Origin of the sequence: Micromonospora sp. MP36, assembly GCF_008119785.1 — a bacterium.
GTDB lineage: Bacteria > Actinomycetota > Actinomycetes > Mycobacteriales > Micromonosporaceae > Micromonospora.
Genome location: NZ_VSFA01000088.1, coordinates 1 through 21,486 on the forward strand (window position 1 = coordinate 1; position 21,486 = coordinate 21,486).

At 69.6% G+C, this 21,486-nt stretch carries 20 protein-coding genes; 3 read left to right on the plus strand and 17 right to left on the minus strand.

From position 1 onward, the window contains the following. Nucleotides 1–396 precede the first annotated feature (396 nt). The 9 genes from FXF52_RS43450 to FXF52_RS32545 all read right to left on the minus strand — a co-directional run bounded on the left by FXF52_RS43450 (nt 397) and on the right by FXF52_RS32545 (nt 10,098). The gene (locus FXF52_RS43450; RefSeq protein WP_255472568.1) at nt 397–522 is read right to left on the minus strand and encodes a hypothetical protein; all 126 of its coding nucleotides are present in this window, start codon (nt 520–522) and stop codon (nt 397–399) included. 173 nt (nt 523–695) lie between these two features. After that, nucleotides 696–2,159 carry an FGGY-family carbohydrate kinase gene (locus FXF52_RS32510; protein ID WP_148802820.1) on the minus strand — a complete coding sequence of 488 codons (1,464 nt, stop codon included), beginning with the start codon at nt 2,157–2,159 and terminating at the stop codon, nt 696–698. Beyond that, nucleotides 2,159–3,778 (minus strand): fucose isomerase, encoded by a 1,620-nt coding sequence (locus FXF52_RS32515; RefSeq protein WP_148802823.1) that lies wholly within the window; start codon nt 3,776–3,778, stop codon nt 2,159–2,161. Before FXF52_RS32515 ends, FXF52_RS32510 begins: the two co-directional genes overlap by 1 nt. Next, nucleotides 3,775–4,785: a ketose-bisphosphate aldolase gene (locus FXF52_RS32520; RefSeq protein ID WP_148802826.1), complete on the minus strand. Its 1,011-nt coding sequence runs from the start codon at nt 4,783–4,785 to the stop codon at nt 3,775–3,777. Before FXF52_RS32520 ends, FXF52_RS32515 begins: the two co-directional genes overlap by 4 nt. 14 nt (nt 4,786–4,799) lie before the next feature. Further along, nucleotides 4,800–5,435: a class II aldolase/adducin family protein gene (locus FXF52_RS32525; RefSeq protein ID WP_222870800.1), complete on the minus strand. Its 636-nt coding sequence runs from the start codon at nt 5,433–5,435 to the stop codon at nt 4,800–4,802. Continuing rightward, nucleotides 5,432–6,904: an L-fuculokinase gene (locus FXF52_RS32530; protein WP_148802828.1), complete on the minus strand. Its 1,473-nt coding sequence runs from the start codon at nt 6,902–6,904 to the stop codon at nt 5,432–5,434. The genes FXF52_RS32525 and FXF52_RS32530 overlap by 4 nt, the downstream gene beginning before the upstream one ends. After that, a complete protein-coding gene (locus FXF52_RS32535) occupies nt 6,901–7,791 on the minus strand; it encodes a carbohydrate ABC transporter permease (RefSeq protein WP_148802831.1) in 891 nt (296 codons plus the stop codon). Before FXF52_RS32535 ends, FXF52_RS32530 begins: the two co-directional genes overlap by 4 nt. After that, nucleotides 7,788–8,699: a carbohydrate ABC transporter permease gene (locus FXF52_RS32540; RefSeq protein ID WP_148802834.1), complete on the minus strand. Its 912-nt coding sequence runs from the start codon at nt 8,697–8,699 to the stop codon at nt 7,788–7,790. The genes FXF52_RS32535 and FXF52_RS32540 overlap by 4 nt, the downstream gene beginning before the upstream one ends. Before the next feature lie 73 nt (nt 8,700–8,772). Next, on the minus strand, nt 8,773–10,098 hold the full coding sequence (locus FXF52_RS32545) for an ABC transporter substrate-binding protein (RefSeq protein WP_187413853.1): 1,326 nt from the start codon (nt 10,096–10,098) through the stop codon (nt 8,773–8,775). Nucleotides 10,099–10,375: 277 nt separating this feature from the next. Here FXF52_RS32545 and FXF52_RS32550 point away from each other — a divergent pair, with 277 nt between their 5' ends. After that, complete coding sequence (locus FXF52_RS32550; protein WP_148802840.1) at nt 10,376–11,449, plus strand: LacI family DNA-binding transcriptional regulator; 1,074 nt, start codon at nt 10,376–10,378, stop codon at nt 11,447–11,449. Between the two features lie 208 nt (nt 11,450–11,657). Here FXF52_RS32550 and FXF52_RS32555 read toward each other — a convergent pair whose 3' ends face one another. From FXF52_RS32555 to FXF52_RS32580, 6 genes are all read right to left on the minus strand, one after another. After that, the gene (locus FXF52_RS32555) at nt 11,658–12,074 is read right to left on the minus strand and encodes a YeeE/YedE thiosulfate transporter family protein (protein WP_148802843.1); all 417 of its coding nucleotides are present in this window, start codon (nt 12,072–12,074) and stop codon (nt 11,658–11,660) included. Further along, complete coding sequence (locus tag FXF52_RS32560) at nt 12,074–12,718, minus strand: YeeE/YedE family protein (RefSeq protein WP_148802845.1); 645 nt, start codon at nt 12,716–12,718, stop codon at nt 12,074–12,076. Before FXF52_RS32560 ends, FXF52_RS32555 begins: the two co-directional genes overlap by 1 nt. A gap of 694 nt (nt 12,719–13,412) precedes the next feature. Then, nucleotides 13,413–13,946: a hypothetical protein gene (locus FXF52_RS32565; protein ID WP_148802848.1), complete on the minus strand. Its 534-nt coding sequence runs from the start codon at nt 13,944–13,946 to the stop codon at nt 13,413–13,415. Between the two features lie 735 nt (nt 13,947–14,681). Then, nucleotides 14,682–15,419, minus strand: a complete 738-nt coding sequence (locus FXF52_RS32570) for a class I SAM-dependent methyltransferase (protein WP_148802851.1) — start codon at nt 15,417–15,419, stop codon at nt 14,682–14,684. Further along, a complete protein-coding gene (locus FXF52_RS32575; RefSeq protein WP_148802853.1) occupies nt 15,356–15,799 on the minus strand; it encodes a hypothetical protein in 444 nt (147 codons plus the stop codon). Before FXF52_RS32575 ends, FXF52_RS32570 begins: the two co-directional genes overlap by 64 nt. A 115-nt stretch (nt 15,800–15,914) precedes the next feature. After that, complete coding sequence (locus FXF52_RS32580) at nt 15,915–16,523, minus strand: vancomycin high temperature exclusion protein (protein ID WP_255472569.1); 609 nt, start codon at nt 16,521–16,523, stop codon at nt 15,915–15,917. 477 nt (nt 16,524–17,000) lie between these two features. On the opposite strand from FXF52_RS32580, the gene FXF52_RS32585 reads away from it, so the two are divergent. Together FXF52_RS32585 and FXF52_RS32590 are read left to right on the plus strand one after the other, a co-directional pair. After that, nucleotides 17,001–18,281: a S1 family peptidase gene (locus tag FXF52_RS32585; protein ID WP_148802858.1), complete on the plus strand. Its 1,281-nt coding sequence runs from the start codon at nt 17,001–17,003 to the stop codon at nt 18,279–18,281. Between the two features lie 91 nt (nt 18,282–18,372). Further along, complete coding sequence (locus FXF52_RS32590; RefSeq protein WP_222870801.1) at nt 18,373–19,581, plus strand: hypothetical protein; 1,209 nt, start codon at nt 18,373–18,375, stop codon at nt 19,579–19,581. Nucleotides 19,582–19,751: 170 nt separating this feature from the next. Here the strand turns inward: FXF52_RS32590 and FXF52_RS32595 are convergent, their stop codons facing one another. Both FXF52_RS32595 and FXF52_RS32600 read right to left on the minus strand, forming a co-directional pair. Beyond that, nucleotides 19,752–20,219 (minus strand): N-acetyltransferase, encoded by a 468-nt coding sequence (locus FXF52_RS32595; RefSeq protein WP_148802860.1) that lies wholly within the window; start codon nt 20,217–20,219, stop codon nt 19,752–19,754. A gap of 121 nt (nt 20,220–20,340) precedes the next feature. Beyond that, nucleotides 20,341–21,426, minus strand: a complete 1,086-nt coding sequence (locus tag FXF52_RS32600; RefSeq protein ID WP_255472570.1) for a CapA family protein — start codon at nt 21,424–21,426, stop codon at nt 20,341–20,343. Nucleotides 21,427–21,486 lie beyond the last annotated feature (60 nt).

Here is a 21,486-nt window from a genome sequence, read left to right on the forward strand (position 1 = left end):
CCTGCAGCAACGGCCCCACCGAAGGCGTCAACACCAAGACCAAGCGGATCGCACGCCAAATGCACGGACGAGCGGGCTTCGCCCTGCTTCGCCACCGCATCCTCCTCGGATAGCAGCACCCTCCGTCACCACCGAATGTGAGACAGGGCGGAACGTGAATCGTGCTATCACCGTGAAGGCCTCACGTGAGGGGCTGGTGCTACCACCCGGACCGGAAGCGCGGAACACACCGACATGAGCGCCGACCAGCACGTCCCCGGCCACCTGCATGGACGACCGGCCGCCTTCGGGACCTGCATCGGCGGGCTCCGGGACAGCGGCAGGCGCCACGAGCCGGATCGACTTGACCACCGAAGCCGTGGCCCGGTTCTGCCACCAGTGAACGTCTCAGGCCTTCTACCTCACGGCGACCGACATCGGCGCGCTGAGCCGGCCCTCGTTCCCGCTGCGATCCAGCTCGTAGTAGGACACCCGGTAGACGGCGAAGCTCGCTGCGCCGCCCTCACACCAGGTGAGCACCATCCCACCGGTGTCCGCCGTACGCCTGTGACCTCGGGCGCGGCGGGCGGCGCCGCCGGTAGCTGCGCCATCGTGGGCACCAGCGCCGAGCACTGATGGCCGTGGACGTGGATGGGTTCTGGCAGCTTGTGGAGCGGGCGCGAACGGCGGCGTTTGAGGCAGTGGGCTGCGAGTCGTCACGGTCCGGAGAGGCGATGCACGATCGGTGTGGTGGACTCGTACAGCGCCAGGTAGTCGGCGAAGAGGGCGTCGTACCGGTCACGGTGCCGGGGGTCCGGCTCGATCGCACGTGTCATCGGGTTCCATGCTGCGGTGTCTGATGCCGCTCCGGTCGCGGCCGCGGCCAGCATCGCGTCGCCGTACGCCGCCCCGGTCGTCTCCCGGGGAAGCTCCTGCACCAGGCCGGTCACGTCGCTGATGATCTGCGTCCACAGGTCGCCGGTGGTTCCGCCGCCGACCGGCACGACCCGTGCCGGCACCGCGCCGGCCTCGCGCATTGCCGCGATGTTGTGTCGCACCCCGTACGCGACTCCCTCCAGTGCCGCCCGGTACAGGTGGCCTCGGCCGTGACCGAGGGTCAGCCCCGCCACCACGCCCCGCGCCCGGGGGTCGAAGATTGGCGTACGCTCCCCGGCCAGATAGGGCAACATCAGTAGTCCCTCGCTGCCGGGTGCTACCGCGGCCGCCTCCCTGGTCAAGGCGGTGTAGTCCGCGCCGGTCAGGTCGGCCAGCCAGCCGGTGACCGATCCCGCGGTGGCCATCCCGGCGGCGAGGCAGTTCACCCCGGGACGTAGGCCGACGGTGGGCCACAGCCGGCTGCTGGTCAGTGGCCGGTCGGTCATCGCGACCAGGAACATGGTGCTGCCGTACATCAGCATCAGATCGCCGGGCGCGCGGACGGCGACGCTCTCCGCCTCGGCCCAGGCGTCGATGGTGCCGGCGGTCACGGGCAGACCGGCGGGCAGGCCGGTCTGCCGGGCGGCCTCGGCGGTGATCCGGCCGGCGACCTCGTTCGCCCAGCGCAGCGGAGGACGCTGTACGTGTGGAGCGATCTCGTCCCACCAGGCGGGGTCCCAGTCGCCGGCCCGCTGGTCGTAGAGCGGGCTCACCTGGCTCGCTGAGTGGTGGTCGAGCAGGTACTCGCCGGTGAGCCGGTGCACCAGGAAGGAGCTCGCCATGAACATCATTCGGGTTCGGGCGAAGATGTCCGGCTCGTGCCGGGCGAGCCAGTACAGCTTCGGCCCGATTGCCTGGGAGGTGAGGATCGACCCGCGGCGCACGATCTCCGCCGCGCCCCACCGGTCGGTGAGCAGGCCGATCTCCTCCTCGGCCCGGGTGTCGATGCCGTAGAGGACGGCTGGCCGCAGCGGCCTACCGGCCTCGTCGGCGGGCAGCATGCACGGTCCGATGCCGCTGACCCCGAGGCCGGCCGGGCGGATACCGGCATCCGCGGTCAGCTCGGCGATCACCCGCCGGAAGTCGCCCCACCAGACCGACTCCGGATCGTGCTCGTACCAGCCGGGTCGGGGGCTGCTCAGGCCGTGCGCGACCTGGGCGCGGGCCACGACCCGGCCGTCCGCGGTGACGGCGAAGCCTTTTGTGCTGGCGGTGCCGACGTCGACGCCGAGGAAGACGTCCATCAGAGCAGCGGGGCGTTGTCGGGGCGGCTGCCGCAGAGGTTGACTCGCATGCCGAGCTGGTGCGCGGTCAGCGCCTTCGCGGCGAGCAGTTCGTCGGCTCCGGCCGCGTCGGTGGCGTAGCTGACCTGGATGTGGTTGGAGCGGTGCCGGGCCATGAACTGGTCCCGGGTGACGCCGTGCAGCACGGCGTGCATGATCGGCCATTCCCGGGTGGTCGCGGCCCACCGCCGTTCGGTCTCCGCCGCGGGCAGCTCCACCACGGTGGCGCGGCCGAGGTCCATGTGCAGCTCGCCGCCCTCGACGAAGATCCGCGACCAGACCAGCTCGCCGGGCTTGGCCACGCCCCGCACGGTGCCGCCACCGAGCCGGAAGTAGAGCGGTGGCTGGCGCATCGAGTCCGTGCCGGCGTACCCGCCGACGTGGTGCTCGGGTGGCACCGCGCCGGAGATCTCGAAGACCCAGACGAAGTCGTCCACCGTGCCGCTGGCGTCGTGGTCGCCCCACCGCACGTCGTGCAGGGTGGTCTCCACCGGCTGCCCGAGCGCGCCGGCCAGCCGGGTGGTGAGCAGGGCGTCCAGGCCGGCGCACTCGTCGACCTCGTTGAAGTGGGTGATCGGGGCGCCGTCGCGAATGACCGCACCGTTGTCTCCGATGACCGGCGGACGGTCGGCGTTGTTCAGCAGGCCCTCTGCCAGGTCGGATGCGGGCAGGACGTCGGCGAGACCGAGCTGGTACTGGATGCCGATGATGTCGCACCGGAACCGGTCCGCGATCCGGGCCGCGGCGGCGTACATCCGCAACTGGAGCAGGACCTGCTCGCGGGTGAGCTCGGTGGCCTCGTCGGTGCCGAAGTGGAAGGTCATGCCTCGGTCGGTCAGCCACCGCAGGGCGGCTACCGCCTCGTCCTCGCTCGCCCGCATGGTCTCGGCGTACAGGGCTGACTGGGACAGCCGCTCCTTGAAGACGTTGAGCGGGAAGAGCAGTTCGTCGGGGATGATCGCGTTGTACATGCCCATGCAGCCCTCGTCGAAGACGCCGAGGATGGCGCCCTCTCGGTGCAGCCGGCCGAGCACGTCGTCGGCGGCCTGGCGGGCGCGGCCGTCCACTGCGGACGCGTCGAACGGTGTGACGTGGCTGAGGTCGTGCTGGATGCTGCCCTTGGTGAGCCATTCGTCGAGGCGCGCGTTGAACCAGTCGTCGGTGAAGGTGCGGCTCCACAGGGTCTCGAACGGCCGCCCGGCCTTGGCCAGCGAGGCGTTGAGGTTGAGCAGGCCGACCAGGCCGGGCCACTCCCCTTCCCAGTTGGCCACGGTGAGGATCGGGCCGCGGTGCCGCAGCAGCCCGCCGAGGACCTGCTGGGAGAACATCCACACGCCTTCGGCCATGACCACCGGGGCGTCCGGCGGCAGCGCGCCGAGCACCGCGAGGCCCTGCGCCTGGCTGGCGATGAAGCCGTGCCCTTCGGGCGTGTCCGCCGGGTGCGCCCGTTCCAGGGTGACGCCCCGCTTCTGGAACGCCTCGGTGAGGAGGGTCTCGAACCGCTGTTGGGCGGGCCAGCAGAGCTGGTTGGCGGACAGCCGCTGGTCGCCGTTGGCGACGAGGTACGCGTGGTCGATCATGACGTCTCCAATGGGTAGCGACGGGCCATCTCGGCGAGGGGTACGGGCTGGTAGTCGCCGGCGTGGCCGGCCTGCCCGAAGAGCCGCATGCGCTCGGCGACCATCCGCTGCATCGCCTCGCGGCCGGGGCGCAGGTAGTACGCCGGATCGACGTTCAGCCGGTCCGTGCCCAGCGCCTGCCGCGCCGCACCGGTGAAGGCCAGGTGCGAGTCCATGCCCTGGTTGATCTTGCGGACGCCAATCGTGATGGACCGGACCTTCTCGGCGTCCGGCACGCCCCACGACTCGGGCAGGCCGGCGCCGTACCGGTTGTTCTGCTCCCGCAGCTGAGCGGGCAGCGACGACGAGCCGTGCATGACCAGGTGGGTCTGCGGCACCAGGCTGCTGATCTTTTCGATCAGCGTCATCTGCAGCACGGACCCGTCCGGGGGTGCGTCGAACTTGTAGGCGCCGTGCGAGGTGCCGATCGCCACGGCGAGGGCGTCCACGTCGGTCGCCGCCACGAATTCCCTGGCCTGGTCGGGGTCGGCGAGCACGATCGGCGCCCGGGATCCGTCGGTCTTGGAGCCGCCGATGGTGCCCAGCTCGCCCTCGACGGAAACCCCGTGGCGGTGGGCCTGCGCCACGACCTCGGTGGTCACCGCGAGGTTCTCGGCGAACGACGACGGGGTGCCGTCGGCGCGGAGGCTGCCGTCGATCATGACGCTGGTGAAGCCGTTGTCCATCGCTCGCAGGCAGGTGGCGGGGTTCGGGCCGTGGTCCAGGTGCAGCACCACGGGCAGCTGCGGGTAGCCGTCGATGAGGTGGTGCAGCGCGGCCCAGAACCGTTCGTCGTCGCGGTGGGCGGTGACGCCGGCCAGCGAGGCGAGGATGACCGGCGACGACGTCTCGGCGGCGGCGTCGAGGACCGCCTCGGCCTGCAGCACGTCGCTGACGTTGAACGCGCCGAGGGCGTACCCGCCGCGCCGCGCCGCGTCCAGCGCCTGTCGAAGAGTGACCAGTGGCATGGGGGTGCCCTTCCTCAGAGCGACGTGGTGATGCCGAGCGAGTGGTAGTCCAGGACGATCGGCTTGTCGGTCAACGCCCGGGCGTGCAGCAGCACCTTGGCGGCGCTCTCCACCGCGACGGTGGTCTTGAACGCGTCCCGCAGGTTCTCGCCCACCGTGAGCAGCCCGTGGTTCGCCCAGACCACGGCGTTCAGGTCCCCCATCACGTCGCACATCGCGTCGCCGAACTCGGTGCGGTTGCTGAGGGCGAACGGCATGATCGGGACATCGCCCTTGGTGTAGATGACCATGTTGACCAGGGCACCGGTGATCGGCTGGCCGGCCACCCCGAAGACGTTGGCGAAGACCGGCTCGGTGTGCACGATCGCGTTCACGTCCGGCCGCCGGCGGTAGACGGCCAGGTGCACGGTCACCTCGGAGGACGGCTGGTGCGGCCCCTCAATGACGTTGGCGTCGGCGTCCACCACCACCATGTCGTCGGCCGTCATCCGGTCGTACTCCAGGTCGGTCGGGGTGATCAGGAAGCGGTCCGTGCCGGGCAGCCGGACGCTGATGTTGCCCTGGGTGTTGAAGTTGAGGCCGTAGCGCATGGACAGCAGGCAGTAGTCCAGCACGTCCTGCTTGGTCTGCTGCAGGTCGAACTCGGTCACCGGATCTCCTTCGGATCGGAAAAACTATGGTCGTGCGGGATGAGGGTCGGATAGAGGTCACGGAACCGGCGCGACTGCGTGGCGTACCACTGGGCCGTGCCGGGGTCGGGGTGGGCGGTCGGCAGGCAGGCCGGTGCGGGCAGCTCGGCGAGCGACGGATAGCGGCCGATGCCGGCGCCCGCCTGCAGGGCCGCGCCGCGGGCCGCCGCGTGCCCGGGCACCGGGGTCAGCGCAAGCCCGGCGGCGGAGGCGCGGATGGCCAGCGTCCGGTGGCTGCGGGCGCCGCCGCCGACGGCGTGTACGGCGCCGATCGTGACGCCCCGCTCGGTGAGCGCGTCGGCGATCTTGCGCAGCTCGAACGCGGACGACTCGAGGAAGGCGCGGGCGAGCTGCTCCCGGGTGGTCTCGAGGGTGAGCCCCACGACGGCACCACGGGCCCTCGGGTCGTTGTCGAGCGTCCCGGATCCGGCGAAGTACGGCAGCACCAGCACCTGCGGCGGCTCGGGCGACGCCGCCTCGAAGAGGGCGTCGCGCTCGGCGGGCCCGGCGACGCCGGCGAGCGTGGCGAACCAGTCCAGCGCCCAACCGCCGGCGGCCGTGCCGGCCAGGGTGAGCCAGCGGCCCTCACCCATCGGGTACGACGCCAGGCCGGTGCCGACGAGCCCGCCGGGACGTGCGGGTGATCCGACGGTCAGGCAGTCGCTGGATCCGAGGGAGAACACGGCCGCCGAGCCGAACCGGCCGCCGCCGCCGAGGAACGACGACGCCTGGTCGTGTGATCCGACCACGAGCGGCAGGCCGGCCGGCAGTCCCGTTGCGCTGGCCGCCTCGGCGCTGAGCTTGCCGATCATGGTGCCCGGTGGGACCACCTCGGGCAGCAGGGCGACCGGGACGCCGGTGGCGGCGAGCAGCTCGGTGGACCAGACGCCGCGGTCGACGTCGAAGCCGCCGGTACGGGCCGCCATGCTGGTGTCCAGCGCCGGCCGCGCGCCGAGCCGGGCGGCGACGTAGTCGCCCAGGCAGCGATAGCCGCGTACGTCCGGACCGGTCCAGCCGGGAATCTTGTAGACGGAGAACATCGGGTGCGGCGGCTGGCCGGTGATCCGCTGCACCTCGCCGGCGCCCAGTTCCGCGGCGACCCGGTCGGCCAGGTCCGCGCCGCGTCGGTCCATGCTCACCGGCGCCGGTGCGAGAGCATTGCCCTCGGCGTCGACCGGCAGGACCGCCTCGCCCTGCACGCTGAACGAGATCGCCTCTGGCGGGTCGGCGGCCACCGCGTCGCGGGCGGCCACGTCCGCGAGCAGCGCGGTGGCTGCGGCAAGCACCTCGTCGGCGTCGGTCTCCACGATGCCGGGCGCCGGCCGGTGCAGGGTGGTCGCGCGGGCCGCGCCGGCGATCTCGACGCCGGCCGCCGAGATCGCCACCACCCGTACGCCGCTGGTGCCCAGGTCGACGCCGAGCAGGCTCATTTGATCGCCCCGGACAGGCCGTTGACCAGGTGGCGCTGGACCAGCAGGAAGACCGCCACGATCGGGATCGAGATGAGCACCAGGATCGCGAACAGCGCGCCCGGCTGGCTGAGGAAGGTGCCGCGGTAGGCCAGCGGGATCAGGGTCAGGGGTTTGAGCGTGTTGTCCTCGAGGGTGACCAGCGGCAGCAGGAAGTCGTTCCAGGACGACATGGACTGCCAGATCGCCACGACGGCCAGGGCGGGCCGGCTCAGCGGTAGGTAGACCTTCCAGTAGACGGAGAATTTGCTGGCGCCGTCCAGCATGGCCGCCTCGTACAGCTCGTTCGGCACCGCGAGGAACGAGGTGCGAATGATGATGACCGCGAACGGCAGGCCCAGCGCGGTGTAGACGAGCACCAGGCCGGCCAGGTTGTTGTAGAGGCCCATGGCCTGAAGGATCTTGAAGGTGGCCACGACGATGCTGGACATCGGCAGGATCAGCGCCAGGGTGAGCGCCCCGAAGATCACCGCCTTGAGCGGTACGCGCAGCCGGGCCAGCGCGAACGCGGTCATGGAGCCGAACAGGATGACCAGCAGCACCGACGGGACGGTGACCAGCAGGCTGTTCACCAGGTTCCGCAGGATCGGGTTGTTCGTCCAGATCTGTACGTAGTTGCCCAGCGACGGCTCCTGCGGGAACAGCCCGAGGGCGGTGGTGCCGGGGTTCGAGGTGGGCAGCAACGACAGGCCGACGACCATGACGAGCGGGATCAGCCAGAGCACGGCCAGCGGGGCGAGGACGGCGTGTGACCAGTGTGGAAGGCGGCGCCGGTGCGGCCGGACCGGTCCGGAGTCGGCTCGTGCCGGCGCGGCAGCCGCCGGGATGGCCTTGCGGTCAGTGGTCATTTCTCGTCTCCGGTGAGGAAGCCCGATCCGAACGCCCGCACCATCGACAGCGAGCTGATCACCGCGATCAGCAGCAGGACCGCGCTGATGGTCGAGGCGTACCCGACGCTCTGCAGCTGGAAGGCCTGCTTGAAGGTGTAGGTGGGGAGCATCTCGGAGGCGTGGTTGGGTCCGCCCTCGGTGAGGACGTAGACGAGTTCGAAGGTTTTCAGCGAGCCGATGATGCCGAGCAGCAGCAGGGACAGGTGGGTCTGCCGGAGCAGCGGCCAGATGATGCTGCGGATCGTGCGCCAGGTGCCGGCACCGTCGATCTTGGCGGCGGCCAGCACGCTGCTGTCGATGAGCTGCAGGCCGGCGAGGTAGAACAGCATGGAGAAGCCGGTCCACATCCACACGTTGACGACGATCGCGGCGAAGATGGCGGTCTTCGGGTCGGCGAGGTAGCCGTGCACCAGGAAGTCGAGCCCGGTGGCCCGGCCCAGCTTGGCGACCACGCCGTTGAACGGGTCGAAGATGCGCTGCCAGACGATGCCCACCACGACCGGGGAGAGCACGGCGGGGATGAAGAAGATCGCCCGGTAGATCGCCCGGCCGCGCAGCTTCTCGTTGAGCAGCATGGCCAGGAAGAACCCGATGAGGGCCTGCGGGATGATGGTGAGCAGGATCCACCAGCCGGAGTTCTTCAGGGTGGTCAGGAAGATCGGGTCCTGGAAGAGCCGGGTGTAGTTGCCGAGACCGACTAGTCTGCCCGGGTTCACCCCGTCCCATTCGAGGGTGCTGGCCTGGAAGTTGTAGACGATCGGGTAGATGACGAAGATCCCGAACAGCACGACGGCCGGCAGCAGGAAGAGGGTTCCGGCAAGCCACTCCCGGGGAGCGGTGTGCTTCTGAAGGGTGTGGTCACTCATTGGTCAGCTCCGTGGCCGGATGAGGGTGTGGGCCGCACACCCTCATCCGCCTGATTCGGGCGGCCTGGGCCGCTCAGCCGTTGACCTTCTGCTGTTCCGCCTGCACCTTCGCGGCGGCCGCCTGGGGCGTCAGCTCACCCGTGGCGATGCCGGACAGTGCGTCCCCGAGTGCGGTGTCCATCTGCGGGGTCTTCAGGTAGCGGGAGTACTTCACCTGCGGCATCCACTCCGAGGTCAGGGTCGTCCAGATCTGCTTCTGCTTGTCGCTGGTGAACTTCTCCGGGTTCAGGCCGGTCACCGCGGGCAGGTCGTTGAACGTGTTGATCAGCTTCTGGGCGCCCGCGCCGGCGATCCAGTCGGTGAGCACCTTGCACGCCAGGTCGGGGTTCTTGGTGTTCTTGGCGATGCCCAGCGAGACGTCGATGCCGCCGACGAGCTGTGGCTGGGCGGCGCCGCCCGGGATGGTGGGGAACAGGAACGGCTGGTAGCCGGACATGCCCTCGGACAGCGGCGGCAGGCCGGTCTTGGTCGGGTCGGACTGCTGGATCCACCAGGCGCCGAGCGGGATCATCGCCGCGTTACCCGCCTCGAACTGGTTCGCGCCGGTCGGGTAGGCGTCCAGGCCGATCGCGCCCTTCTGGGCGATGCCGTCGGTGAAGAGCTTGCCCCAGTAGTCGAACGCTTCGACGAGCTTGGGGTTGGTCCACGAGTCGGAGCCGTCCTCGGCCTTGTAGACCAGGCCCGGCTCGATGTTGTTGGCGATCTGCAGGAAGACGACGTTGCGCAGCCAGCTGTCCTTGGCGGGCAGCATGAACGGCGCGTACTCCCCGCCCTTGAGCTGGTTGACCGTCGCCTTGAGCTGGTCCCAGGTCTGCGGGATCTGGGCGTGCTTCTCGTCGAAGATCTTGGTGTTGGCCCAGAGGTTCACGGTCTGCACGAGCAGCGGGAGCGTGTAGAAGTTCTCGTCGCCGGCCGGGTTGCCCATCCGGGCCTGCTCGATGCCGATCGGATAGAACTTCTTCTGCCAGTCGGCGCCCCACGTCTTCTGGGCGCAGTCCTGCAACGGCATGAGGTTGGCCCGGTACTGCTGGGTGAGCGCGCCAGGCTGAAGGCCGACGATGTCGGGCATCGTGTTGGACGCGGCCCGGGTCTGCAGGTCGACCAGGTACTCGGGGTAGTTGAAGATGGTCGCGTCGATCTTCGCATCCGGGTTCGCCTGCTTGAACGCCGCGATCATCTGCTGGGTGGTCTGTTCGATCGGACTCCACGACCGGAAGGTCAGGGATCCCGACCCGCCGCTGGTGGACTGGTTGTCACTGGCACCGCCGGCGCATGCGGCGAGCCCGAGGGTGAGCGCTGTCGCCGCAGCAACGGCGCCAAGTCTTCTTTGCCGCTTCACTGTCAGGTCCTTCCCACGGACGGGGCCGGAGGCGGCCCGTGGATGTAGACGATTACATGAGCTACACCACAGGCACAACCCCCTCTTGCGCTGGACTTTTACACGTGGCCGCAACAGCCCATTCACGGCTCGGCAATCTTCCACGCCTCGCCGACCCGCATCTTGCCAGGCAGATCTGTAATCGATTACATTCCGCCCGTGGCTCATCGACCACCGCCCGCCCTACGGGTAACCTGTGCTCACCTCACCACCGGAACGCCACCGCGAAGGGCCTGCCTTGACCACCATCCGTGACGTGGCCCGGCTCGCCCAGGTGTCCACCGCAACCGTGTCGCGCGTGTTCGCCTCCGACACCGCCGTGCGACCGGACACCGCCGAGCGCGTCCGCCGCGCCGCACGGGAACTCGGCTACGTGCCGAACTCGCTGGCCCGATCCCTGCGCCAGCAGACCTCGGCCACCTGGGCGCTGATCATCGCGGACATCGAGAACCCGTTCCTCACCCAGGTCACCCGCGGCGTGGAGGACGTAGCCCAGTCGGCCGGGTACTCGTTGCTGCTATGCAACACGGACGAGAACCCGGAGAAGGAAGAGGGCTACCTCAGCATCGCCGCGCAGTACCGGGTATCCGGCGTGCTGATTACGCCGACGTCGGCGACCAGCCGAGTCGACCGGCTGCTGTCCCGAGGCCTGCCCGTCATCACCATGGACCGGCCGTTGCGGCAGGACCTGACAGTGGACACGGTCCTGATCGACTCACGTCGCGCAGCCCGAACCGCGGTCGACCGCATGATCGCCCACGGCCACCGCCGGATCGCCTGCATCACCGGACCGCAGCGCGTCTTCACCGCCAGCGAACGGGTGCTCGGTTACCGAGAAGCCTTACAGGACGCCGGACTGCCGATCGACGAGAACCTCATCCACTACGCCGCCTTCAACGAGAACGGCGGCCGCCAGGCCACGGACGCCCTGCTGGAAACGGCGGACGTCGAGGCCATCCTGGTGGCCAACAGCATGATGGCCGTCGGCGTCCTACGCGTGCTCCGCGACCGGCAACTCACCCCCGGCCAGGACGTCGAGCTGGTGGTCTTCGACGACGCGCCATGGACCGGGCTACTCACACCAGCGATCTCCGTCATCCACCAGCCCGCGTACGAGCTGGGCCAGACCGCCGGCAAACTGCTGCTCGATCGGCTACGCTCCCCCGGCCAACCAGCCCGAACGGTGATGCTGAACGCCACCCTGCCGCCGGACGGCGAGGCACCACTGCCCCGTGTACGGCGACCCGACTTGGCCACCACCGATCCGGTCACCTCCGCGATCCTGACCCGTTCGACCCACCTCAACCCGTAGTCTCAGCCCGCACCCGACATCGACGCCCACGTCCACCTGCCGGACGCGTGCGTGTTGTTGCCGTCGGATCGGGTGCGTCGACGGACCGCTGATAGGGACACGGCCAGGTCACAGCCCGCAGACCCCCAATCAGCAGACCGTGAGCCAAGTCGGGTAAATCGGAAGTTCACCATCGCGGAGACGTGCCTTCCGAGTCGCTCGCGATCGGCTACCGCTCGCAGGATCCGCTGTCGAGGTGGAAGTACCTCGCGTTGGCCCAGCGGCAGAGCCGGATGCCGACGACAATGCCGGCGATCGTGACCAGGGCGGGGAGGTACCCGCTGGCGACTTGCACGATGGGGATCGCCGGGCAGCCACCCGAGATCGCCCAGCCGGTGCCGAACAGCACCGCACCGGGGATCACGCCCGCATGGATCCGCCCCGGGGTGCGGCGGACGCGCAACACGGCGAATACCACGACGATGATCGCTACGGCACCGGCGAAGGCCAGGAGCATGCGAAGATCCTGGAAGGTGAACATGCGGTTCAGTTCGGCGTAGTCACCGAACCCGATGTTCGCGACGGTATAGCCGAGGGCCAGCCCAGCGATGATGTTGGCGACGATTATCCCGCCCCGGGTACGCATCAGATCACCTTCCACAGCAGGAACGACACGAGGACGCCGGTGCCGAAGAAGACGGCGGTCGCGACAATGCTGACCGGCTGTAGCCGGCCACAGCCATTGAGTCCGTGACCGCTGCTGCATCCTCCCGCGAGACGGGTGCCGAAGCCGACGAGTACACCGCCGACGAACAGCGTGCCGATCATTGCGATCGGTTTGTCGGTCACGATCTGGCCGAAGGCGTCGCCCATGTCGAGGCGGAGCTGGAATCGGCCGGTGGTGACCGCCGCTACCCACCCGCCGACGAAGACCGCCAGGAGCAGGGCGACCTGGCTGACCAAGGGCGCCGGGAGCAGCCTCGCCAGTGAGGAGCTCGCCGCCGCTGGCGGTCGTGCGTCCTGTCCCGGGGTCCGCGTGTCAAGGTGCAAGGCGGGTGCGGCCGAACCGGCTCCGAACTGGTCGGCGGTGGCCGCGACGAGAGCCTCGGTGAGGACACGTTCGTCAGCGAACTGGGCGTTCACTCGTTCGACACGGCGTTCGGCGCGCCAGTGCAGCACGCGGTCCCACGCCCCGGACACCCCGAAGGATCGATCGGTCGTGACGGCGTAGTTGATGGTGGTGAGGGCGAGCCCGGCGGCCCCGGCCCACCAGGGCCAGTATTCAGTCATGCGGGACCTGCAATCCATTCTGCGAGTCGGGTCCACCACCGGACCCCGCGAGGCGCCGGTGGGGTCGAGGGGGTTCCGGGCGGGTGCGGACCCTGTGCGGGTGACCCGGCGTGGAGGCCTTGAGCGGGTGCCGGTACCGGGTTGGGCTCCCGGGCCGGCACCGGCTCGAACCGCTGCGAGGACCCCGGATCGAGCCGTGACGGGGGTGCCTTGCTGGCCGTGTCCGACCCGTCACCGGCGGGTATGCGCCCCAGATATATCGCGTCGGCTCCATTCGGCAGGAGCGTGATCGGTACGAGCTGGCCCGTCCGGGAAAGCTCGTACCGAGCACACGTCCGCCAGCCCTCCGCGCTGTCGCAGTAGTAGTTACGCCAGTCGCTCAAGCTCGCGTTGAGCAGCGGGAAGAGGGGGCACTCCCGAACGTGTGAGCAGCCCATGTCACTCCGATCTGGCCAGCATCACCCGAGGCGATTGGGCGGGATGGCATGAGTTGGAGGGGCAGGTCTCGGTCAGCAAGCATACATACCGTATGGACGAATAGCGATCGAAAGGCGATCATGTCGAACGCCGCTTTGCTCAACGGCCTGGCCACGCCCGGCTACGGCCTGGTCGCGGTCGGACGGCCGTTGCCCGTGGCCGATGACGCGTCCGCGTCGGCACGCTGGCCGGGTAAAGGGGGCGCAGCCTCGGCCTCTCACTCGAGCAGTGGCAGCCATGCGGCGGCGACGGTTCCGTCGCGTCGCGCCTCCGTGAGCCGTTGAGTCGGAAGCGGCTCGGGGTGCCCTGTCTGCTGCAGGGGACCAACTCCGTAGACGGCGGCGACGGCGCCCAGCGCCCTCGCGGCGGTCGTCCAAGTGGACGGTGTCTCGCCGACGCCGTAGGCGAATACGTGACCGGTCGGGTCAAGCAACGCGAGACCCGTAGCGTGCAGACCCACGCCCCAGGTGGTCAGCGTCGCCGGATGTGTCGCCGGTGTCCAGCGCGGCAGGCCCAACAAGACCGCCGCCTCCACCTGCGCCTCGCACCGTGAGCCAGTGAGGGTTTCCGTCCACGCGGCGCTGGCTGGCTCGAACCAGGCGACGGCGACCACCATCGATCCGTCGGCGGGAGAAGGCTCCCCTGGCTGCGGGATGGGAAAAGGAGCAGCCGACGGCTTATCCTGGCTCGTCACCCACACGTGCAGCCGTTCACCGCCGCGGCGTTTCGCATCATCGGCGACGGCAAGCACCCATGCATCGCTGACCTTGTCTCGCGCGTCTGACCGATCCGGGTGGTTTACCGGTGGAGCCGGCTCCGTAGCACGTGCGCTTTCCGCAGCCGGTAATCCATCCGACACCTCTCGCGATGTTGCTGATGTCCATGGGCGGCGTGCGTTCACCGGTTGAGTGGACCTGGGTACTGCCGCAGGCACGGGCCGCCGGCGGTTGAACGCGTCGACTCCATTCGGCAGGAGCGTGATCGGCACGAGCTGGCCTGTCCTGTACAGCTGGTACCGAGCACATGTCAGCCAACCCTCCGCACTGTCGCAGTAGTTGTTACGCCAGGCGCTCAAGCTCGCGTTGAGCAGCGGGAAGAGGGGGCAGTCCTGAGCGTGTGAGCAGCCCATGTCACTCCGATCTGGCCAGCGTCACCCAGGCGAATGGGCGGGATGGCATGAGTTGGAGGGGCAGGTCTCGGTCAGCAAGCATACATACCGTATGGACGAATAGCGATCGGAAGGCGATCATGTCGAACGCCGCCTTGATCAACGGATTCGTCACGCCCTACTACGGCCTCGGGCGGTCGCGCCAGCCGCCGCGCTGGTGTTCCTCCTCGACGGCCAGCGCCGCAAGCGACAGCTCGGAATGACCCGCTCAACCGCCCGCGCGTACCCCACGGCCACGCAATCCCCCGGGCGCGGCACCGATGGGCCGGCCGACGTGGCCGTGGCCGCCGGGCTCCCTCCGTCCGGTTGCGAGGCTCGTCAGTCCGGTCGGCGGGCGACCACCGCCAGGGCCATGCCGAAAAACTTGAATGGCGATCGCTCGATCGCGTCGGTCAGCGGCCGGATGCGGCGCCCGAAGCCGGACCGGTCGAACGGCGGCATGAGATAGTCCACCGCCACCGGCTCCAGCCCGGCCCGGCGAAGTTGTGCGGAGAGGCCACGGGCGGTGAAGGAACGGGCGTCGGCCAGCCGCCGGTGCAGCGGCACGATCCACGGCAGGAACGGACCTCGCGCCGGCCGGTAGCGCTTGCCGCGAATGAGGAAGCCGTGCGTCTCGAATGGGAACCACCGGTTGGGTGTGGTGAGCGCGAACCTGCCACCGGGGGTCAACACCCGGTGGACCTGCCGGAGGGCGCGGTCGAGATCGTCGATGTGTTCCACCACCTCGATGGCGGTGACCAGGTCGAAGCTCTCATCTGGATAGTCCAGCTCGGTGGCGGACAGCTCCCGCACGTTGATCTTCTGGGCCGCCACCGGGTCGGCGGCCAGCCGCTCCCGGAACAGCTCCAGCCGATCCTGCTGGATGTCGACTGCCTCGATCTGCGTGAACGCGTCGACCAGCCGCATCGTGTAGGTGCCGTCCCCGCATCCGATCTCGAGCAGCCGCCGGCCGGTCAGTGGGGTGTGCCGGCCCAGCGTGCCCAGCCTCTTGGCTACCCCACGCTCGCCGAACGCGCTGCCGTGTCCCAGCCCCAGGTGCCGCGTCGCATCCTGCACCCCTTCATGTTGTCAGAAAAGGTTGTTCGATGGTCGCCGGGTTTTTGACGGAGCTGACGGCCGATTCGAGGGTCTTCGGGCGTATCGCCAAGAAACGATGGTTTGTTAACGACGCTGAAACGGGCGGCGTCGACCTGCGACTGGTACACGATCGACAGCCGCAGGGCGGCGGGCCCGGCCGGTGGTCGGCGATCTGTCGCCGCGCCCTCTGGCTCGCAGGGGTAGAGGATGGCCTCCTCCATTAGCCTTCCTGCCAATGAAGCACTGTCGAGAGACCGCACACGATCACCGTTGGCGAGAGGGGCAGTGCGCTGGGCGATCAGGGCGTGGACGGTCATCGCCCGCCCGTGCTCACGGGCCTTCATCGTCAGCGCGTCCATTCACGAACGTGTAATGGCCCGAGTGCCCGGTCATCGTCGGCTCCATCGTGTCGTGGAAGACAGCGCTGCGAAGGCTCGCCGTAGCGGTCGGCCGATAGGGGCGGGTTGTGGCTGTCTACCGGTCGAGGGCTTGCTGAAGCGCCGGGTCCGGAGCTGAAGACACCGCGGGAGGGCGTGCGGCCACCAGGTCGTAGGCAACCTTCCACGCCGCCGGCACCTCGCGTGCGTTGTTCTTTGCCAGAGTCACCGTTCGGCAACCATCACAGCGGGCGGCGACTCCGCTCGCGTCGATGCCGAGGCGCCGGCACAGCGTCACCGCGCGGGGCAGGTGCAGTGACTGGCTGACGAGCAGCGCCCGGCGTACCCCGTACACGTCATGGGCGCGCTTGCAGGTGTCGTAGCTGTCGAGACCGTACGGATCACCGACGACGCGCTCGGCGGGCACACCCGCGGCGATGAGGTACGCCGTCATCACCGCGATCTCGTCGCCGGAGGCACCATCACGGTCGCCGGAAACGAGCACAGCGCGGGCCTTGCCGTCCATGACCAGTTCGGTCGCTACATCCAGCCGCCCCTTCAGGAACGGCATCGGCTGAGTGCCTCCCGGTGCCAGTTGCGCGCCGAACACGATCGCGACCGGCGCCTCAGGCGCATCACCGGCCGTGTGCAAATGACCAGCGGAATTCGCCCGGACCCAGAACGCCGGGGCGGCGAAGAGCAGCACAAGCCCCACCCCGACGACGAGGACCCGCCGAACAAGTCGACGACGCCGACGGGCCGGCCGCGGCTTGGACCGCCCCGGATCAGCGGGCGTGCCGTCCGCGTGACCGGGTGGGAGCGACGCGGAAGGGCCTGACGGGACGGTCATTGCCCGATGGTAGGCACCAAGTCAAGCGGAAACGGTGCGGACGCTTTTTCGCAACTGAAGGGTTAAGGCGCATGCGACGACCACCATCGGCAGGCCGGATGTGGATGCCGGGTACGGAGCCGGCGGGCGGCTCCAGGAGTGGAGCGAGTCAGCCGGCCAGCTGGCTCTCGCGATGGCCGTCTCTTACACCATCCGCCCGGACCTGCCCGTTACCCTCCCCCGTGTCACCGATGTTGCAGCGATAGTAGTCAATGGTCGGCGATATCACGGCAATACCACGGCGATACCGGCGCGGCACATGATCTGGACTCCACCCCATCCTTAGGAGTGCAGATGCAATTGCGGTATCCGAGGAGACTGCTGACCGTGTTGGCGCTCGGCGGGCTGGCGGCGATCACCGTGCCCGCCGTACCCGCCCTCGCCGAGCCGTCCGGGACGCGCGTGATCGCGGCCGCCGGCCCGGACGGCGTCGAGGTGTTCACCGGCGATGTGTTCGGCGACCTCACGACGCTGCCGGAGCAGGTCGCCACGGCGTTGGCCGCTGCCCAGGAGCGGGTCGAGCAGCACCCCGACGATCTCGCCGGGGCCTATCTGGACCGCGCTACCGGTGCGGTGGTCACGCAGGCGGTGACCCCCGCCGGCAACCGGACCGCCGCCAGCCTCCCTGCCGGCCTGACCGGCCGGGCACGGGCACAGCAGGTCGCCAACAGCCACGCGACGCTCACCCGCATCCAGCACGAGGCGATCGGGCTCAGCCCAGCCGAACTGCCCGGCAGCGAGACGGTCTACGGCACGTTCGTGCAGGAGGAGAAGAACCGGGTCGTCGTCGAGGCGAAGGCGGCCACCCCGGCACTGCGCAAGGCCCTCGCCGACCGCTACGGGGTGTCGCGGGTCGCCATCCACCTCACCCCGAACGAGGAACTGCCCAGCCTTCAGTACGGTGGCCGACAGAACGACTCCAGCCCGTTCCTCGGCGGTGCCTACATCAACATCCCCGGCGGCGGCTGGTGCAGCACCGCGTTCGCCTGGCGCAACGGCAGCTACCACGGAATGCTGACCGCCGGGCACTGCGTTTCCAACGGCGGCACCATAACCAGCGGGACCGGGGCCACCATCGGTCCGGTCATCAGCAACAACTGGAACGACGGCGTCGGCACGGTGCGCTACCCCAACGACCCGTACGACCGGGGCGACCTCGGTCTGGCGCAGATCCCCGCCGGCGCCGCGGCCAGCGACGCCCGGGTTTACGTCTACGGCCCCAACTCCACCGACTGGCGCAACGTGATTACCCGCTACAACCGCAAGTCGGTCGCGGGTGACAAATACTGCACCAGCGGCGCCCGCACCGGGGAACTGTGCGGCTGGACCGCGCAGGAGGCCAGCTACGACGTCAAGTACGTCAGCGGCGAGGTCGCCCGCAACGTCACCCGTGGCACCAAGAGCGGCACCTGCACCAACAGCGGGGATTCCGGCGGCGCCATCTACTACACAGACAGCAACGGGCAGGTGCACGCCAAGGGCGTCCACAGTGGCGGCGGCGGTTCGTGCACCGAGTTCTTCACCGAGATCACCGACGCGGTGAACGCGCTACCGGGTGACATCGCCACCCGCTGACCTGGCCGGTCACACCGCGCGCGGCGGACCGCCCCGCGCGGTGGACCTGGCGCCACACCCCGTACCCCTCTGGGAACCGAGGACGCCGACCATGACGAACCGCCTGGCTCGTATCCTGATGACACTCACCGCACTGCCGCTCGCAGCGGCGGGGACCGTCGTGGCCAGCCCCGCGCCGGCCACGGCCGCCGTCACCTTCCCGCGCATCGACGCCAGCGGCTTCCGCCTGGTGGCCGGTGACACGTTCGCCACCTACGGCAGCCGAATCACCGCGCTGGAGCGCGACCCTCGCCTCGCGCCGGCCGGGCTGGCGGCCGTGCTCGACGGCGCTAACCGGCAGGGGCGCCCACTGTGCCACCCGACCAACCTCGCGGCGTCGCTGTCCCCCGCCGGGTTCTGCTGGGACACCGGCGAGGACGACACCGCCAACGTCTGGATCCCGCAAGGGGTCACCGGCTCCGGAGACGCCCAATCGGCGGGCACCGTGCTGAACGGGCGGCGGGTCATCGCCGCCACCTGGCACTACACCGACGACTCGTTCATCCGGGTGTCGTTCCTGGACCTGGCCACCCTGCGGTACCGGCACGTACTGCTCGTCGAGCCGACCGCGACCGGGACGTTCCAGGCGATCAGCGGGCACGGGCACGGCCTGTACTGGTACGGCAACAAACTCGTCGTCGCCACCGGCGGCGCGGTGCTGCGCGTGTTCGACCTCGCCCACATCTGGCGCACCGACACCTCCAGCGCCGAGGTGGGGCTGGGCGCCGACGGCAACTTCCACGCCCGCTACCACGCCTTCGCACTGCCGCAGGTCGGCGCGTTCTGGTACGAAGGCGGCGGCTGCGCGAACACGACCGGGAACCGGCCGTGCTTCGCCAGCCTCGCGCTCGACCGCACCGACGGCTCCTTCGTCGCGGTCGAGCACACCACCCGCGGCGGCGGGCGGATCGTACGCTGGCCGATCGACCCGGCGACCGGCCTGCCCCGCCGCGACGCCGACGGCTACGTGCGTGCCGTCGAGGCGTTCGGGTCGCCGGTATGGGGCATGCAGGGCGCGGTGTCGCACGGTGGACAGTTCGTCATCGCCGGCGTCTGCCCCGAGTACGCCGACAACATCGGCGACGGCGTCGACTACCCGAGCTGCCTACACCGCGGCGTCGGCGGGCAGTCGACCACCGTCTGGACCAAGGCGCCGAAGAACACCGAGAACCTGTCGTACTGGCCCGCCACCGGCGAGCTGTGGCTGATCAACGAACAACTGCGGGAGCGGGTGACGGTACACGTACCATGGCCGAGCTGAAGCGAGGACACCGGCGACCGGACCTCGTCCCCGGTGGCGCGGCGACGAAGCCGTTACTCCCCCACTCAGCGGGGGCGTCACAGCAGTGTATCGACGTGGGCGGCACGCACTGCGGCGCCACCACCGCATGCAGCAAGAGCCGGCTCCCGCTCATCCGGGCCTGGCGCCTCCTACAGGGCCAGGCGTGGTACGCGCTCGTGGTCGAACATCTTCCCCGTGTCGGCGAAGCCATACCGCAGGTAGAAGCCGAGCGGCGACCCCTCCCCCGGCACCACGCTGGTCACCAACTCCCGCGCGCCCGGCCTGGACCGCAGGTGCGCGACCACCGCGTCCAGGGCCGCCCGCCCGTGCCCGCGGCCCTGGAACCGCCCGTCGATCAACATCCGCCACAGGTAGAACGGCCAGGGCACGTCCGAGTTGCCCTCGGCCACGCCATCGGCAAGCATCACGAAACCCACCGGCCGCTCCCCGGCGTAGACCGCCCGCGGCCAGGGCGCGAGTTCCGGGTGCTCAGCGGCGTCGCGCAGCGAGCGCGCCACGCCGTCGACGACGCCTTCCTGCCCGGCGGCCACCCGCAGGCCCAGCACTGCGGACCGGTTGTGGTCAGTGATCGCGCGGAGGGTGACAGGTTCGGCCATCTGGCCATCATCGCCCACACGCTGGCCCAGCCAACAAACTGTCCCCGCCGGCAACGCTGTCAACGGCCGGCCCGGCCCTGTCCCCGAGGAGCAGTCGCTGGGAACAAGCTCGGTGACGCCGTCAAGGCCGCTTCGTCGTGAGGCCGGTGCACCTCCTCGCCGTGGCAATCTTGTCCTCGATCCGCTCCCGGGCCGCGCCGGACACGAGCACGGGCTGCCCGGTGCCTGACACCGTCGCCGGCAGGAACTCGGTGCCTACCACCGTCCGCCCACGCACGGTCAGCCGCAGGACCCCGGAGTCGGTGCTGTGCGACTCGCTGTACCAGAGGAAGTTGCCGAGCCCGTAGTGCACGTAGGTCTTACCCAGCCAGCCGTCGGCGAGCAGGGTGTGCGCGTGGGTTCCGATCACGATGTCCGCTCCGGCGGCGGCCAGCTGGCGCGCGAACGTCTTCATCTCCCCTGTCGGGCAGGAGTTGCCCTCGACGCCCCAGTGCATGAAGACGATCACGAGGTCGGCCTGTTTGCGGGCTGCTTGCACGGCGCTGGTGGCCCGGACCCCGTCGAACGCCATCGCGATTCCCGGCCGGGTTTCCGTCGCTTTCCACTGCGTGGCCAGCTCGTGCACCTGCGACATACCCAGCACCGCGACCCGCACACCCTTCACGGTGCTCAGCCACGGTGCGTACGCCGCGTCGGCGTTGCGCCCCGCGCCGAACACCGGGAAGTTCGCGTCCGCCGCCGCGTCGACGGTGTCCAGCAGCCCCACCTGGCCGTAGTCGAGGGTGTGGTTGTTGGCGATCGACACCGCGTCGATCCCCGCCGCGCGCAGCGCCGAGTATGCGGTTTCCGGCGATCGGAATTGGAAGCGCTTGGGCTGCGGGGTGCCGCGGTTCGTCACCGCCGTCTCGAGGTTGACCAAGGTGAGGTCGGCGTCGCGTAGCACCGAGGCGATGCGGCCGAATGCCGTCTGCGGGTCGTCGAGCAGACGCAGCGTGCGGCCCGTGAAGTGCACGTCGCCCGCAAAGGCCAGCCGCAGCTCGACCGGCGGAGCGCCCGGCTCGGTGGCGCTCGGCGATGCCGTGGCGTTCGACGTGGTCGTGGCCGGGGGCTTCCATTCGGCCGCCGGGCGGCCTTCGGTAGCGCACCCGGCCAACGCTGACCCGACCGCGAAGACCGCCACCGCCACGCGCACCTTGGTGCTGATCACCCGCACAGGATAGGGGGCCGAGGAAGGACACCCGAGAACAGCTCATGGGGCTACCGAGGC

Excerpts from the sequence above, each read along its gene's own strand:
- FXF52_RS32595 (WP_148802860.1), bottom strand. The coding sequence starts at position 20,219 with ATGGCCGAACCTGTCACCCTCCGCGCGATCACTGACCACAACCGGTCC.
- FXF52_RS32585 (WP_148802858.1), top strand. The coding sequence starts at position 17,001 with ATGCAATTGCGGTATCCGAGGAGACTGCTGACCGTGTTGGCGCTCGGC.
- FXF52_RS32535 (WP_148802831.1), bottom strand. The coding sequence starts at position 7,791 with ATGACCACTGACCGCAAGGCCATCCCGGCGGCTGCCGCGCCGGCACGA.
- FXF52_RS32555 (WP_148802843.1), bottom strand. The coding sequence starts at position 12,074 with ATGCGTACCCGGGGCGGGATAATCGTCGCCAACATCATCGCTGGGCTG.
- FXF52_RS32530 (WP_148802828.1), bottom strand. The coding sequence starts at position 6,904 with ATGAGCCTGCTCGGCGTCGACCTGGGCACCAGCGGCGTACGGGTGGTG.
- FXF52_RS32510 (WP_148802820.1), bottom strand. The coding sequence starts at position 2,159 with ATGGACGTCTTCCTCGGCGTCGACGTCGGCACCGCCAGCACAAAAGGC.
- FXF52_RS32515 (WP_148802823.1), bottom strand. The coding sequence starts at position 3,778 with ATGATCGACCACGCGTACCTCGTCGCCAACGGCGACCAGCGGCTGTCC.
- FXF52_RS32520 (WP_148802826.1), bottom strand. The coding sequence starts at position 4,785 with ATGCCACTGGTCACTCTTCGACAGGCGCTGGACGCGGCGCGGCGCGGC.
- FXF52_RS43450 (WP_255472568.1), bottom strand. The coding sequence starts at position 522 with ATGGTGCTCACCTGGTGTGAGGGCGGCGCAGCGAGCTTCGCCGTCTAC.
- FXF52_RS32590 (WP_222870801.1), top strand. The coding sequence starts at position 18,373 with ATGACGAACCGCCTGGCTCGTATCCTGATGACACTCACCGCACTGCCG.
- FXF52_RS32575 (WP_148802853.1), bottom strand. The coding sequence starts at position 15,799 with ATGGACGCGCTGACGATGAAGGCCCGTGAGCACGGGCGGGCGATGACC.
- FXF52_RS32540 (WP_148802834.1), bottom strand. The coding sequence starts at position 8,699 with ATGAGTGACCACACCCTTCAGAAGCACACCGCTCCCCGGGAGTGGCTT.
- FXF52_RS32560 (WP_148802845.1), bottom strand. The coding sequence starts at position 12,718 with ATGACTGAATACTGGCCCTGGTGGGCCGGGGCCGCCGGGCTCGCCCTC.